A 13,750-nucleotide genomic window follows, 5' to 3' on the forward strand; every position below is an offset into this window, starting at 1 on the left:
GGGAGCCGCGGGCGCCGGGCGGGCCGCGCGCGGCGGCGGGGGGCGACCGACCCGCCGGGCACCCCGCTGCGTACTATTTCGCGCATTCGTTCGCGCCTTCCGCGGCGCGCCCCGCGCTGCCCGCCCTGCGATGCCGCCCTGCGATGCCGCCCTGCGATGGAGTCCGCCCCCTTGAGCACCCCGCCGAATCCCCCTCCCGGACCGGGCCACTCCTGGCCCCCGCCGCCCCAGTGGCAGGGCTGGGGACCGCCGCCCGGTCACGAGCAGCAGCCGCCGGCGCTCAACGGCTTCGCGCTCGCCTCGCTGCTGTCCGGACTGCTGTGCTTCCCGCCGCTCGGCGTGGCCTTCGGCATCGCGGCCCTCGTGCAGATCGCGAAGCGGGGGGACCGGGGCAAGGCCCTGGCGATCGTGGGCCTGGTGGTGTCCGTGGTGATGACCGGCGCGCTGGTCTTCACCGCCGGGCGGGTGCTGAGCGCCGCTGACCGGCTCCCGTCGCTGCACGAGTTCACCGATGTCGAGGGCGAGCTCACGGACCTGGGCGACCTGCGGGCGGGCGACTGCTTCAACGTTCCCGGCGGAGACCTGATCGACGAGCGGCCGGTGACGTACCGGATCGACTGCGCGCGGGTGCACCACGGCGAGGTCACCGCCGCCAGGACGCTGGACGTGCAGGAGGTGCCCGAGTCGTCCGAGGCCGACCGCGCGTCCGAGGACGCGTGCTGGAAGGCCCAGGACGAGTACGCGATGGACACGTGGGCGCTGCCCGAGTACGCGGAGATGTTCTACTACGCGCCCTCGCGCCGGTCCTGGCGCGAGGGGGACCGGACGCTGCTCTGCGTCATCGGTACGACCGAGGAGGAGTGGCGGGGCAGTCTGCGCAAGGACGCCGGGATGCTGAAGCCGGAGCAGTCGGCCTTCCTGCGTGCCGCCAACACCGTCGAGTTCGTCATGAGCCGGCCTCCCGAGGACGACGTGGAGGACGCGCTGCCCGACCACCAGGCGTGGGCGCGCGAGGTGAACACGGTGCTGGGCGCCGAGGCGAAGCTCCTCCAGGGGGACGCGGCCCGGCCGGGAATGGAGAAGGCCGTGGCGGCGCAGCTGAAGGAGATCGAGGCGGCGCGCACGCAGTGGGAGCGCGCCTCGCAGGCCAGGACGCCGGAGGACTTCAACCGGTCGTGGCGCGGGGCGGAGCTCGCCCTGTCCTTGGAGACGGAACGGGCGCTGCGCGGTGCGTACGGGCTTTCGACGGTGATCCCGCAGTGGCTGCAGGACGTCGAGGACGACCTGGAGGCCGGGGACGGCGGGTTCGGCGGGGGGCCCTCGTCCGAGTCGGTGTGACCTCGCACGGGTAACGCACGGTAACGGGTTTGAGTGACCTGGCTTCATCACTTCGAGTGAAACTCTGGCCCTTGCTTGCGGTCTTCAACCGTCGGTTGCCAGGGTGTGGCTGTCTGTCAACCTGATGGGAGTGGCCAGTGACTTTCGGTGAGCAGCCGGCCTATCTGCGCGTGGCCGGGGATCTGCGACGGAAGATCGTCGACGGTTCTCTGCCCCCGCACGCCCGGCTCCCCTCCCAGGCACGCATCCGCGAGGAGTACGGGGTCTCCGACACCGTGGCCCTGGAGGCGCGCAAGGTCCTCATGGCGGAGGGGCTGGTCGAGGGCCGGTCCGGATCCGGCACGTACGTACGCGAACAGCCGGTCCCGCGGCGCGTCGCCCGCGCCGGCTACCGCACGGGCGGCGCCTCGACGCCGTTCCGGCAGGAGCAGGCCGACGCGGAGGCGCGCGGCACGTGGGAGTCCAGCAGCGAGCAGACGGGCGCGCCCGCGGAGATCGCGAAGCGGCTCGGCATCGAGCCGGGCGAGCGCGTGATGCGGACGCGGTACGTCTTCCGCGACGCGGGGGAGGCGATGATGCTGTCGACCTCCTGGGAACCGCTGGCCGTGACCGGCCGCACCCCCGTGATGCTGCCCGAGGAGGGGCCGCTGGGCGGCTCCGGGGTGGTCGACCGGATGGCCGCGATCGACGTCGTCGTGGACAACGTGGTCGAGGAGGTCGGCGCCCGGCCCGGTCTGGCCGAGGAGATCCTGCTCCTCGGCGGGGTGCCGGGGCACGTGGTGCTGGTGATCGGCCGTACCTACTACGCCTCCGGCCGCGCCGTGGAGACCGCCGACGTGGTGGTCCCGGCGGACCGCTACCGCCTGGCGTACCACCTCCCGGTGCGTTAGCGGCTCCCGCGGCGGTCCGAACCCCCGGGCGCCGCCCGGGGGTTCGCGCGCGCTCGCGCGACGCCCGCGACCCGGCGGATTTCGGCGCGATGGCGGACGCCCGCGCCCGCCCGGCCCCGGCGTCCCCGGACCGTTCGGTCCGCATGCCGGGATCCCCGCCCGGCGCACCGCCGCCAAGATCGCGCCGGACGCTCCGCCGCCCCCTCGGCGCCACCTGCGCCGATGCCCGCCGTGCGGCGGCGCGGCGGCCCCGCCCCGGCCTCCCGCGCGCCCCGTTCGGACCGGCGCGCACGGCCCACTCGTACGCGTGGCCGGATGCGTACGCCTGTGAGGTACCTCTTCGTGAAAAACCGTATCCGCTCCGTGAAGGTCGGGCGTAAGCTCGGGCATATGCGCAGTGCGGTTTCCCGGACAGATACGTCGGCGGAGGGTGAAACGCAATGAACGACGGCGGGGCCCTGCTTCCGTGGCTGGTCATACGCGAGGACGACAACGGCAACCGCTACCGGGTGGGCCGGTACGCCACCCGGGCCGAGGCCCAGAAGGTCGCCGACAGCCTCGAGGACCGAGGACACAAGCAGCTCTACTGGGTCGAGCGGATCGGTCAGACCGCCACGATGAACTGAGCGTCGCAGCGCCCCGCGACGCTGGCATAGGCTCCGCCCATGACGGTACGAGTGGTCGTGGGCGGAGCCCTTTGTCATGAGGGGCGCCTGCTGGCCGCCCGCCGCAGCGCGCCGCCCGAGCTCGCCGGACGCTGGGAGCTGCCGGGCGGGAAGACCGAACCGGGTGAGTCCGTCCCCGACGCGCTGGTGCGCGAACTGCGCGAGGAACTCGGCGTGGAGACCGAACCGCTGGAACGGATCCCGGGGGAGTGGCCGCTGCGTCCCGGGTTGGTCCTGCACGTGTGGACCGCCCGGCTGCTCTCCGGAGTGCCGGCCCCGCTGGAGGACCACGACGAGCTGCGCTGGCTCGGGCCGGAGGAGCTGGAATCGGTGGACTGGCTGGACCAGGACCGGCCCGCGGTCGCCGAGGCCGGACGCCGGCTGCGCCACGGCGGTGACGGGGGCGCGTGACGCCGTGGTCTAGGCCGTCTGCGCCACAGTGCGCCGGTGGGCGGGGATCGAGTGGTACGACGCCCCGAATATCGGGTATGTCGCTATTAATCCCTATCTCGTCCCCCTTTCGTCCCCGACGAACCGGACTGGGGTCGCTGTTGGCCCGGGAAGTGATCGGCGTGATCGACACAGACGGTGAGTGCGCCGAGTGGGCCTTCCCCGCCGAGCCCGGTGCCGTCCGCACCGCCCGCCACGCCGTCCGCGGCACCTTGCACGACTGGGGCCTGGAAGCCGTCGGCGACGTGACCGTCCTGCTGGTCAGCGAGCTCGTCACCAATTCCCTGCGGTACGCCTCCGGCCCCATCGGAGTGCGCCTGGAACGGCGCAATCCAGCCGTCGGCAGCCCCGCGGGCGGCCCCGCGCTGCTCGTGGAGGTTTCGGATCCGCTTCCGGATCCGCCCCGCGAACGGGTCGCGGACCACGACGACGAGGGGGGCCGTGGCCTGCACCTCGTCGCCACCTCCTCGCAGCGCTGGGGGACCCGGCACGGGAAATCGGGCAAGACTGTGTGGTTCGAATTGGCTCTTCCTGGTGAGTAACAAGGAGAACGGTGGCGTGTGACCTTCCGGAAACGCCTCCCGGCGACAGCCGGGGGGAGGGACTCGGGAGAGAACCCGCGACATGGCTCGAAATCATCGAGACCGTGCTGTGATCGTGAACGCCGTGCCGTCCGGGGCCGTGGTGCTGAATACTTCGGTCATGGCCGGTCCGGTTGCGGTGAGCTGGAGGGGACGGTCGCGTGAGCGAGATACCTGCGCAGGCACATCAGGCCGACGTGCCGCGAGAGACATGGCACGACGCCCTGTGGCACAGCAGTCCGCCTGGCTCGATATATGACTACATAAAGGTCGCCTCCTTCTCGATCGGCCCGGACGGGCTCATCGACCAGTGGAGCCTGCGCGCCGAAGAACTGTTCGGGCTGAGCGCCTCCCAGACCGTGGGGCGCGACCCGGTCGACGCCTTCATGCCGCCCGAGCTGCGTCCCGACGCGCACCGCAAGGTCGCCGAGATCCTCGACGGCAAGGAATGGACGGGCCTGATCCCCTTCCGGATCCCGGGCGGGAACGGCGCGCACGGCGTGGCCGAGATCTATGTGATGCCCACCCAGACCGAGACCGCCGAGCGGGCCGCGCTGTGTGTCGTCGTCGACGTACGCGCGCTGCGCCGGATCGAATCCGACCTCGCGGCTTCACAGGCGATATTCGGCCAATCCCCCTTCGGATTCCTCCTCTTCGGCACGGACCTCACCGTGCAGCGGGCCAACCGCCGCTTCGCCACCGTCTTCGGGGGCCCCGTCGAGGAGCACCGCGGCCGCACCGTGCACGACTACCTGCCGGCGCACGAGGCCGACCGGATGACCGAAGCCCTGCGCCGGGTACTGGAAACCGGGGACTCCGTCACCGACCTGCACATCACCGGCGCCACCCCGCGCAGCCGGGAGAACCGCCACTGGTCCATCAACCTCTACCGCGTCCACGGCGGCAGCGGCCGTCCCATCGGTGTCGCCGGGATCGGCACCGACGTCACCCGCCGCCACCTCGCCGCCCGCGAGGCCGCCGGGGTCCGGCGCAACCTGGCCCTCCTCAACGAGGCCGGGCACCGCATCGGCAACTCCCTCGACCTGGAGACCACCGCCCGCGAACTCCTCGACGTCACCGTCCCCGGCTTCTGCGACCTGGCCGCCGTCGACCTCTACCAGGGCCTGCTGCTCGGCGACGACGACCGGCCCGCCCGGCCGCAGGGCCCCGGCGTGCCCAGCCTGCCCGGCCAGGGCCCGGCGCGGACCCCCTCGGCCGCCCTGCGCCGGGTGGGCTTCGCCTCCGCCGTCTCCGACGCCCCGCTGTCCGGAGCCGGCGCACCGGTCTCCGTCGGCGACATCCACCGCTACCCGGCCGCGTCGCCGGGCGCGCTGGCCCTGCGCACGGCGCGGCCCCGGCTGATCGAGGGCGGCGGACCGGAGGACCTCGTCCAGTCCACGCTGGTCGTACCGATGGTCGCCCACGACACGGTCGTCGGGCTCGCGCAGTTCTCCCGTACCAAGGGCAGCGAACCCTTCGGCGAACGCGACCGCGCGGTGGCCGTGGAACTGGCCGCACGGGCCGCCGTATGCATAGACAACGCCCGCCTCTACCGGCGCGAGCACGAACGGGCACTGATCCTGCAGCGCAGCCTGCTGCCCCCCGGCGACCCGGAGGCGGCCGGCCTCGACATCGCCTGCCGGTACCTGCCCGGCAACGCGGCCACCGAGGTCGGCGGCGACTGGTTCGACGTCATCGAGCTCCCCGGGCACCGCACCGCGCTGGTCGTCGGCGACGTCATGGGCCGCGGCCTGCGGGCCGCCGTGGCCATGGGAGAACTGCGCACCGCCGTACGCACCCTCGCGCTGCTGGACCTCGAACCGGCGGAGGTCCTGACCGCGCTCGACGAGATCGCCCGCGGCCTCGGCGCCCCCGGCGGCTCCCAGCAGGCTTCCCGGGCGGCCCTGCACTCACGGGACGCGGACCGCTCCGAGGTGTACCTGGCCACCTGCGTGTACGCCGTCTACGACCCGGTGACACGGCGCTGCACCATCGCCAACGCGGGCCACATGCCGCCCGTGCTGGTCGAACCCCCCGACGAGGCCGGCGTCCCACGGCCCGCGCTGCTCCTGGAGGTGCCGCCCGGAATGCCGCTGGGCGTGGGCGGCGAACCCTTCGAGGAGGTCGAGGTCGACCTGCCGGAAGGCGCCCTGCTGGCCCTCTACACGGACGGGCTCGTCGAATCCCGCGACCATCCCCTGGAGGAGGGACTGCGCGGACTGCGCGCTGCCCTCGCGGACCCGGTCCGGCCGCTGGAGGACGTCTGCGACCACGTGCTGAACACCCTCGACACCCGGCACGGCGAGGACGACATCGCCCTGCTCATGGCACGGGTGCAGGGCCTGCCCCTGGACGCCGTCGGCGACTGGCAACTGCCGCGCGAGGCCCGCTCGGTGGGCCGGGCCCGCGAACTGGCCCGGGCCAAGCTCCCGGCCTGGGGCCTGGAGGGCCTGCTCGACACGACCGAACTGCTGGTCAGCGAACTGGTCACCAACGCCCTGCGCTACGGGGAGGGCGAGATCCGGCTGCGGCTGCTGCTGGACCGCACGCTGGTCTGCGAGGTCTGGGACGCGAACCTGGTCCAGCCCCGCCGCCGCCGCGCCCGTGACACCGACGAGGGCGGCCGCGGCCTCCAGCTGGTCGGCCTGCTCTCGGCGGGCTGGGGCACGCGCCGCACCCACCGGGGCAAGACGGTCTGGTTCGAACTCCCGCTGCCCGGCGCGGCATCGGAGGCCGTCGCCGAACTGTCGGCGGAGCAACTGCTGAGCATGTACGGCTGAGCGCCGCCGCCGGGGACGGGCCGCAATCGCGTGGCGGCCGCCTCCCCGGTCGGGCAGGGTGCGGGGTGATGAGCGACGACGAGATGTTCTACGCCCCGCACGACAGTCTCGAAGGACTGCTGCAACGAGGCCGCGGCCTGGGCGCCGTGCGGGCGCTGCAGGACCCGGCGGCGGCCGCGCCGTTCGTGTACGACGGGATCCGGCGGGACTGGCGGTGGGACGGGATCGACGAACGCTCCCTCTACCTGGCCCGCCTCGTCCGGGACCTGGAGATGTCACCGGCGCCGGTCGTGGAACAGCTGGCGGGGGACGAGGACGCGTGCCTGCGGGCCACCCGCGTGCTGGAGCTGCTCGCGCTCTCCGGCTCGGCCGAGGCCCGGGACGGGCTGCGGGCCCACATCCGGGAGGGCGAGCACTGGGCCGACGTACTGGAGTCGGTGGCGGAGCGCTGGCCGGCCGACTGGTGGGAGGACCTGGGCGAGGTCGCCCGGGCCCGCATCGGCGGGGAGGCGCAGCCGCCGTGGCCCCGCGAGCCCTGGATCCGGTTCGGCATCGGGACGCGGGACGTCCCGGCACGGCCGGGGCAGGGCCCGGACGACCGCAGCGACGGACAACTGCTCTCGCTGCTGGCCGACGTCCGCGCCAGCAACCTCGCGAAGGCGGACGCACTGCGCGAGCTGGCCGACCGGCCGGCCACGGAAGACCTGATCCCGCTCGTGCCGCTGCTCGGTTCCTCCCCCGGCGGACGGCCGCTCGCGCCGCTCCGCCGGGCGGTCGAACGCCTCGGAACCCGGGCCGTGCCCGCCGCCCGCGGGTGGGCGGCGGACGACCGGGAGTGGCTGGCGGAACTCGGGGTGGACGCGCTGGCCGACCACGGGGAGGCCGAGGCGCTGCCCGCCCTCGTCCGCCGGCTCGCGGACCAGTGGGAGGTACGCGCCTGGTGCGGCCCCGCCCTGACGGCCGGACGGCTGGCCCGCTTCGGCCCCGCCGCCGCCCAGGCAGTGCCCCACCTGAGGCTCTACTGGCTGCGGAACCCGCACTCCTGCGAACGGCCCGACTACCTGGAGGCGCTCGCCGCCGTCGACCCGTCCGGCCTGGACCACGCGCACACCGAATCCCTCTGGGACTGCCAACAGCGGGCGCGCCTGCTGGGCATCGCGCACGCCCCGGACATCCCGGAGGTGCGCGAGCGCGTCGCCGCGCTGCGCGCCGACCCGATGGAGGAGCCGGCCGTCCGGGCGGCCGCCGCGAGACGGTTCAAGCGGCCTTGCGGGACTTGAGGGCTGCCAGGCGGTCCTCGATCTCCGAGGCCCTGCCCAGGTCGTCCAGGGCTTCGAACTGGGCGTCCAGGGAGGAGGCGGCGAGCTCCTGCCGGCCCAGCGCCCGCGCCTCCTCCCGCCGCACCTTGTCCTCGAAGCGCGCCAGGTCGCTCGTCGGGTCCATGACGTCGATGTTCTTCACCGCGTCCAGCATCGTGTTCTGCGCCTGGGCCGTCTTCGCCCGGGCCACCAGCTCGTCACGCTTGGCCTGGAGCTCCGTCAGCTTGTTCCGCATCGCCTCCAGGCCCGACTTGAGCTTGTCGACGACCTCCGTCTGGGCGGCGATCGTCGGCTCCGCCACGGCCGCCTCCTTCTCCGACCGGATCTGCCGGCCCAGCGCCACCTTCGCGAGGTTGTCGAAGGTGTCGGCGTCCGCCGCCGCCCCCGACGCCCGCAGCTCGTCCGCCTTCCTGCTCGCCGCCAGGGCCTTGCCGCCCCACTCGGCGGCCGCCTCCACGTCCTCCTTGTGGTCCGCCTCCAGCATCCGCAGGTTGCCGATCGTCGTCGCGACCGCCTGTTCCGCCTCCGAGATGTTGTTCGTGTAGTCGCGGATCAGCTGGTCCAGCATCTTCTGCGGGTCCTCCGCCTGGTCCAGCAGCGCGTTGATGTTCGCCTTGGCGAGCTGGGTGACGCGGCCGAGGACGGTCTGCTTGCTCATGGTGGGTCTCTCCTGGTCAGGGCCGATGTATGTGCCGTTCAGAAGCGGCCGCCGCCGCCCATGCGGCCGCGGGTTCCGCCGCCGCCGAAGGAGCCGGGACCGCTGCCGCCGCCCCCGCCCCCGAAGCCCCCGCCCCCGCCCCCGAAGCCACCGAATCCGCCCCCGCCGCCCCGCAGGATCTCGCCGAGGATGATCCCGCCCAGGACGGCGCCGCCCTGGCCGCCGCCGTGCCGCCGGCCCGCGTACGGGTCCTGGAACGCCCGTACGTCCTGCTCGGCCAGCTGCTGCGCCTGCCGTGCCAGCCCGTCCGCCCGCTGGGCCTCCGCCAGGGCCCCCGCCGGGTCGGCCGCCGCCACCGACACCGCCCGCTCCAGGTGCCGGCCCGCCTCCGCCAGCCGGGTGCGGGCCTGGCTGCCCACCGCGCCCCGGGTGGTGGTGATGTAGTCCGTCGCCGCGCCGCTCGAGCTGCGCGCCGCGAGCAGGGCCTGGTCGAGCAGGGCCACCGCCCGCTGCCGCCCCGACTCCCGTTCCCGCGCCCCGGCCAGCGCCTCGTCGAGGGCCGCGTCGGCCTCCTCGACCCGGCGCAGGGCGTCGATCGGGTCGTACCGGCCGGCCGCCTCCGCCCGCCGTACGTCGGCCAGTACGGCCTCCGCCCGGCCGATCCGCCCGCGCAGGTCCGCCGTCGAGGTGCCCTCCGCGGTACCCGTGAGCAGCCCGCGGGCGTCCGCCAGGTCGGTGTCCGTCTCGGTCAGCGCGCCCGGCAGCTTCCCGGCCGCCTCCGCCAGTTCCTGCGCCCGCCGCTCGACCGCGTCCACCAGGGTCGCCGCCTGGTCCACCGCGCCCTCGGCGGCCCGTACGTGCACGGCCGCCGTGCCCCTCTCGCCCGCGTCGAGCGCCGCGTGCGCCAGGCCCAGGTTGGTCGCGGTGAACAGCAGCCGGTCCTTGGCCTGTTCGGCGTTGGAGGCCACGGGCGCGGACGCCGAGTCCGCGTACCGCCGGGCGAGCGCCGTCAGCGTCGCCTCCGCGGTGGCGGCGCGCCCGGTCAGGTCCAGGTAGCCCTCCTCCACGGAAGCCAGGGCCTGCGGGGCGTTCTTCTCCAGGTCCCGCAGCCGGTCGAAGTCCGCCGACTCGGCGTCCAGCCGCCGGTTCGCCTCGGTGCACCGGGCGACGATCTCGTCCAGCATCCGGCGCCGGGTCGCGTCGTCCTCCGGGTAGGCGTCGTCGAGCTGCTGGCGCAGCCGGAAGGCGTGCGTCAGCTCGTCCTTGGCGTACGCCACGGCCACGGTGAACGGGCGGGCCGCCTCCTCGCCGAACTGGGCCGACGCGAAACCGAGTTCCTCGGTGCTGGTGCGGACCGCGTCGTCGGTCTCCACCAGCAGGGCCTTGGCCGCGGCGTCCAGCTCCGGCAGCGGGAGCCGGTCCGGCGCCCCTTCGGGCCAGCCCGGCCCGGTCTTCGTACCGCGCCCGCCCCCGGCGGCGTCCCTGCGCTTGCGGCGGGTGTACGTGTACGCCGCGAGCGCCCCGGCCGCGCCGACGGCGACCACCGGGAGCACGAAGTCCCCGACCCCGCTCTCGCCGCTCCCCGCGCCACCGGGATTCGCCGGGCCGGGGGTGATGGTGGGCACGGGGATCGGCTGACCGCCGAGGACGGCGTCGTAGCCGTTGGCCGCGCCGATGGCGGCGCCCGCCCAGTCGTTCTGCTTCAGGGCGGGCTCGATGGCGGTCCGCGCGACGTCGGCCAGCTGCTGCTCGGTGAAACCGGAGTCGACATCGGCCGAATAGGCGTACTGGCGGGCCCCGGTCGCCACGGCCAGCAGGACGTCGTTCTGGCCGAGGCCGTTGCGCTGGGCGGTGGCGTCGGCCCAGCTCTGGGCGGAGCGCCCGGAGAAGTCCCGTACGTAGGCGACGAAGAGCTGGATCTTCCGGTCGGCGTACAGCGTGTCGAGCGCGGCGGTGACGGCGCCCTGCCGGTCGCCCAGGGCCCCCACGAGGTCGGTGATCTGCCCCTGCTGGGACAGGGTGACGGGATCCTCGGCCCGGGCGGGCACCGCCCCGACCGTGCCCCAGCCGCCGACCGCGAGCAGCCCGGCCGCCAGGGCGAGCGCGGCCCGTACGGCGGTCCTGCGGCGCGGCCTGCTTCTCGGCGGAATCACAATTGGGAGGTTATGGGGGGTTTCCCGCCCTCGCATTCGGAGTCGTGCCGGTGCCCCCACTCCTGAGCGTGGCGGCGGCCGCCGGCCCGGGCCCTCCCGAGGGGGCCCGGGCCCGGCCGTCAGCCCTGGCGGCGTCCGATCTTGTTCCCCAGCCACACCAGCGGGTCGTACTTGCGGTCCACCGCCCGCTCCTTCAGCGGGATCAGCGCGTTGTCCGTGATCCTGATGCCCTCCGGGCAGACCTCCGTACAGCACTTGGTGATGTTGCAGTAGCCGAGCCCGTGCTCCTCCTGCGCGGTGCGTTTGCGGTCCAGGCCCGCCGCCTCCGCCGCGTCCAGCGGGTGCATGTCCAGCTCCGCCACCCGCATCAGGAAGCGCGGGCCGGCGAAGGCGCCCTTGTTCTCCTCGTGGTCACGCACCACGTGACAGGTGTCCTGGCACAGGAAGCACTCGATGCACTTCCTGAACTCCTGCGAGCGCTCCACGTCGATCTGCTGCATCCGGTACGCGCCCGGGGCCACCCCCTCCGGCGGCACGAAGGCCGGCACCTCCCGCGCCTTCGCGTAGTTGAAGGACACGTCCGTCACCAGGTCCCGGACGACCGGGAAGGCACGCAGCGGGGTGACCGTGATCGTCTCGGACCGCTCGAAGGTCGACATGCGCGTCATGCACATCAGCCGCGGCCGGCCGTTGACCTCCGCACTGCACGAGCCGCACTTGCCCGCCTTGCAGTTCCAGCGCACCGCCAGGTCCGAGGCCTGGGTGGCCTGGAGCCGGTGGACGATGTCCAGGACCACCTCCCCGTCGTGCACCTCGACGGTGAAGTCCCGCAGTTCCCCGCCCTCCGCGTCGCCCCGCCAGATCCGGAAGCTCGCGTCGTACGTACTCATTCGTACAGCTCCTCTTCGGCGAGGTACTTGACCAGCTCTTCCTTCTCGAAGAGCGCGAGCAGGTCGGGACGGATGGGCTCGGTACGGGTGCGTTCGAGGGCGATCCGGTCGGCGGCCGGGTCCTGCGGGGCCGGCTCGACCGGGCGGCACAGCAGGTTCACCGGACGCCAGCCGCGCTCCATCGAGGGGCAGTCCTCGCGGGTGTGCCCGCCCCGGCTCTCGGTGCGCTCCAGGGCCGCGCGGGCCACGCACTCGCTGACCAGCAGCATGTTCCGCAGGTCCAGGGCGAGGTGCCAGCCGGGGTTGAACTGCCGGTGTCCCTCCACACCGGCCCGCGAGGCCCGTACGCGCAGGGTCGCGAGCTTCTCCAGCGCCTCGGCCATCTCGCCCGCCCGCCGGATGATGCCGACGAGGTCGTTCATGGTCGTCTGCAGCTCCTGGTGGAGCGTGTACGGGTTCTCCGCGCCCTCGGCGGCGTGGAAGGGGGCCAGCGCCTCCGTCGCCGCCGCGTCGATCTCCGCCCCGGCGACCCCCGGGCGTCCGGCGGAGGCGGCGTACTGCGCCGCGTGCAGCCCGGCCCGCCGCCCGAAGACCAGCAGGTCGGAGAGGGAGTTGCCGCCGAGCCGGTTCGAGCCGTGCATCCCGCCCGCGACCTCACCCGCCGCGAACAGCCCGGGCACCCCGACGGTGGCGGCGGACTCCGAGTCGACCGCGATCCCGCCCATCACGTAGTGGCAGGTCGGGCCCACCTCCATCGGCTCCGCCGTGATGTCCACGTCCGCCAGCTCCTTGAACTGGTGGTACATCGACGGGAGCCGCCGCTTGATCTTCTCGGCCGGCATCCGGGTGGACACGTCGAGGAACACCCCGCCGTGCGGTGAGCCGCGCCCCGCCTTCACCTCGGAGTTGATCGCCCGCGCCACCTCGTCGCGCGGCAGCAGTTCGGGCGGGCGCCGGTTGTGGTCCGGGTCCTCGTACCAGCGGTCGCCCTCCTCCTCCGACTCGGCGTACTTCTCCTTGAAGACGTCGGGGACGTAGTCGAACATGAACCGCTTGCCCTCGGAGTTGCGCAGCACCCCGCCGTCACCGCGCACGGACTCGGTGACGAGGATGCCCTTGACCGACGGCGGCCAGACCATGCCGGTCGGGTGGAACTGCACGAACTCCATGTTGAGCAGGGGCGCGCCCGCGAGCAGGGCCAGTGCGTGGCCGTCGCCCGTGTACTCCCAGGAGTTGGAGGTGGTCTTGAAGGACTTGCCGATCCCGCCCGTGGCGAGGACGACCGCCGGGGCCTCCAGCACGAAGAAGCGGCCGGACTCGCGCTCGTAGCAGAAGGTCCCCGAGACCCGCCGCCCCTCCTTGAGGACCCTGGTGACCGTGCATTCCTGGAAGACCTTGAGCCGGGCCTCGTGGTCCCCGAACTCCTTGAAGTCCTCCTGCTGGAGCTGGACGATCTTCTGCTGGAGCGTGCGGATCAGCTCCAGGCCGGTACGGTCGCCGACGTGCGCCAGGCGCGGGTACTCGTGCCCGCCGAAGTTGCGCTGGGAGATCTTCCCGTCGGGCGTCCGGTCGAAGAGCGCGCCCCAGGTCTCCAGCTCCCAGACCCGGTCCGGGGCCTCCTTGGCGTGGAGTTCCGCCATCCGCCACTGGTTGAGGAACTTGCCCCCGCGCATGGTGTCGCGGAAGTGCACCTGCCAGTTGTCGCCCTCGTTGACGTTGCCCATGGAGGCGGCGATCCCGCCCTCCGCCATCACCGTGTGGGCCTTGCCGAACAGGGACTTGCAGATCACGGCCGTACGGGCACCGCGCTCGCGTGCCTCGATCGCGGCCCGCAGCCCCGCGCCCCCGGCGCCGACCACGACCACGTCCCACTGCTGCCGTTCCACTTCGGTCATGCAGTCTCCTTGCGCGAGTAGCCCCCGGTGCGGACCAGGGGGAGGCACGGATCTCCTGCCCGGGCTGCGCGTTGACGCATACCGATGCGTGAAGCCGTGACCTGGGCTTGTGTTCGGATCGCGACCGCCCC

At 73.5% G+C, this 13,750-nt stretch carries 11 protein-coding genes; 7 read left to right on the forward strand and 4 right to left on the reverse strand.

All coding sequences use genetic code 11. The annotated features are described in order from the left end of the window. The first annotated feature begins 171 nt into the window (after positions 1-171). The 7 genes from ACXNSR_RS25050 (at position 172) to ACXNSR_RS25080 (ending at position 7,984) form a co-directional block, all read left to right on the forward strand. A complete protein-coding gene (locus ACXNSR_RS25050; RefSeq protein ID WP_458637705.1) occupies positions 172-1,338 on the forward strand; it encodes a DUF4190 domain-containing protein in 1,167 nt (388 codons plus the stop codon). Between the two features lie 137 nt (positions 1,339-1,475). Then, positions 1,476-2,228 (forward strand): GntR family transcriptional regulator, encoded by a 753-nt coding sequence (locus ACXNSR_RS25055; protein ID WP_328788905.1) that lies wholly within the window; start codon positions 1,476-1,478, stop codon positions 2,226-2,228. 440 nt (positions 2,229-2,668) lie between these two features. Next, positions 2,669-2,854 carry an SPOR domain-containing protein gene (locus ACXNSR_RS25060; RefSeq protein ID WP_189732832.1) on the forward strand — a complete coding sequence of 62 codons (186 nt, stop codon included), beginning with the start codon at positions 2,669-2,671 and terminating at the stop codon, positions 2,852-2,854. A gap of 39 nt (positions 2,855-2,893) precedes the next feature. After that, a complete protein-coding gene (locus ACXNSR_RS25065) occupies positions 2,894-3,304 on the forward strand; it encodes a (deoxy)nucleoside triphosphate pyrophosphohydrolase (RefSeq protein WP_458637706.1) in 411 nt (136 codons plus the stop codon). A 152-nt stretch (positions 3,305-3,456) separates the two neighbouring features. Beyond that, positions 3,457-3,885, forward strand: a complete 429-nt coding sequence (locus ACXNSR_RS25070) for an ATP-binding protein (RefSeq protein ID WP_458643384.1) — start codon at positions 3,457-3,459, stop codon at positions 3,883-3,885. Positions 3,886-4,085: 200 nt separating this feature from the next. Continuing rightward, positions 4,086-6,704, forward strand: coding sequence for a SpoIIE family protein phosphatase (locus ACXNSR_RS25075; protein ID WP_458637707.1), 2,619 nt, complete (start codon positions 4,086-4,088; stop codon positions 6,702-6,704). A gap of 68 nt (positions 6,705-6,772) precedes the next feature. Beyond that, a complete protein-coding gene (locus tag ACXNSR_RS25080; RefSeq protein ID WP_458637708.1) occupies positions 6,773-7,984 on the forward strand; it encodes a hypothetical protein in 1,212 nt (403 codons plus the stop codon). Here ACXNSR_RS25080 and ACXNSR_RS25085 read toward each other — a convergent pair. The 4 genes from ACXNSR_RS25085 to ACXNSR_RS25100 form a co-directional block, all read right to left on the reverse strand. After that, positions 7,962-8,681 carry a PspA/IM30 family protein gene (locus ACXNSR_RS25085; protein ID WP_458637709.1) on the reverse strand — a complete coding sequence of 240 codons (720 nt, stop codon included), beginning with the start codon at positions 8,679-8,681 and terminating at the stop codon, positions 7,962-7,964. The two genes, ACXNSR_RS25080 and ACXNSR_RS25085, sit on opposite strands and share 23 nt — an antisense overlap. A 38-nt stretch (positions 8,682-8,719) precedes the next feature. Further along, entirely contained in the window at positions 8,720-10,834 is a 2,115-nt protein-coding gene (locus tag ACXNSR_RS25090; RefSeq protein WP_458637710.1) for a TPM domain-containing protein, read from the reverse strand. 119 nt (positions 10,835-10,953) lie between these two features. Continuing rightward, complete coding sequence (locus ACXNSR_RS25095) at positions 10,954-11,724, reverse strand: succinate dehydrogenase/fumarate reductase iron-sulfur subunit (protein WP_458637711.1); 771 nt, start codon at positions 11,722-11,724, stop codon at positions 10,954-10,956. Continuing rightward, positions 11,721-13,619 (reverse strand): fumarate reductase/succinate dehydrogenase flavoprotein subunit, encoded by a 1,899-nt coding sequence (locus ACXNSR_RS25100; protein WP_458637712.1) that lies wholly within the window; start codon positions 13,617-13,619, stop codon positions 11,721-11,723. Before ACXNSR_RS25100 ends, ACXNSR_RS25095 begins: the two co-directional genes overlap by 4 nt. Between the last annotated feature and the right edge of the window lie 131 nt (positions 13,620-13,750).

It is taken from the genome of Streptomyces sp. NC-S4 (assembly GCF_054353315.1).

What these genes read in the sequence shown, in the direction of transcription:
- ACXNSR_RS25060 (WP_189732832.1), top strand. Translation starts at nt 2,669, where the DNA reads ATGAACGACGGCGGGGCCCTGCTTCCGTGGCTGGTCATACGCGAGGAC.
- ACXNSR_RS25065 (WP_458637706.1), top strand. Translation starts at nt 2,894, where the DNA reads ATGACGGTACGAGTGGTCGTGGGCGGAGCCCTTTGTCATGAGGGGCGC.
- ACXNSR_RS25080 (WP_458637708.1), top strand. Translation starts at nt 6,773, where the DNA reads ATGAGCGACGACGAGATGTTCTACGCCCCGCACGACAGTCTCGAAGGA.
- ACXNSR_RS25085 (WP_458637709.1), bottom strand. Translation starts at nt 8,681, where the DNA reads ATGAGCAAGCAGACCGTCCTCGGCCGCGTCACCCAGCTCGCCAAGGCG.
- ACXNSR_RS25095 (WP_458637711.1), bottom strand. Translation starts at nt 11,724, where the DNA reads ATGAGTACGTACGACGCGAGCTTCCGGATCTGGCGGGGCGACGCGGAG.
- ACXNSR_RS25100 (WP_458637712.1), bottom strand. Translation starts at nt 13,619, where the DNA reads ATGACCGAAGTGGAACGGCAGCAGTGGGACGTGGTCGTGGTCGGCGCC.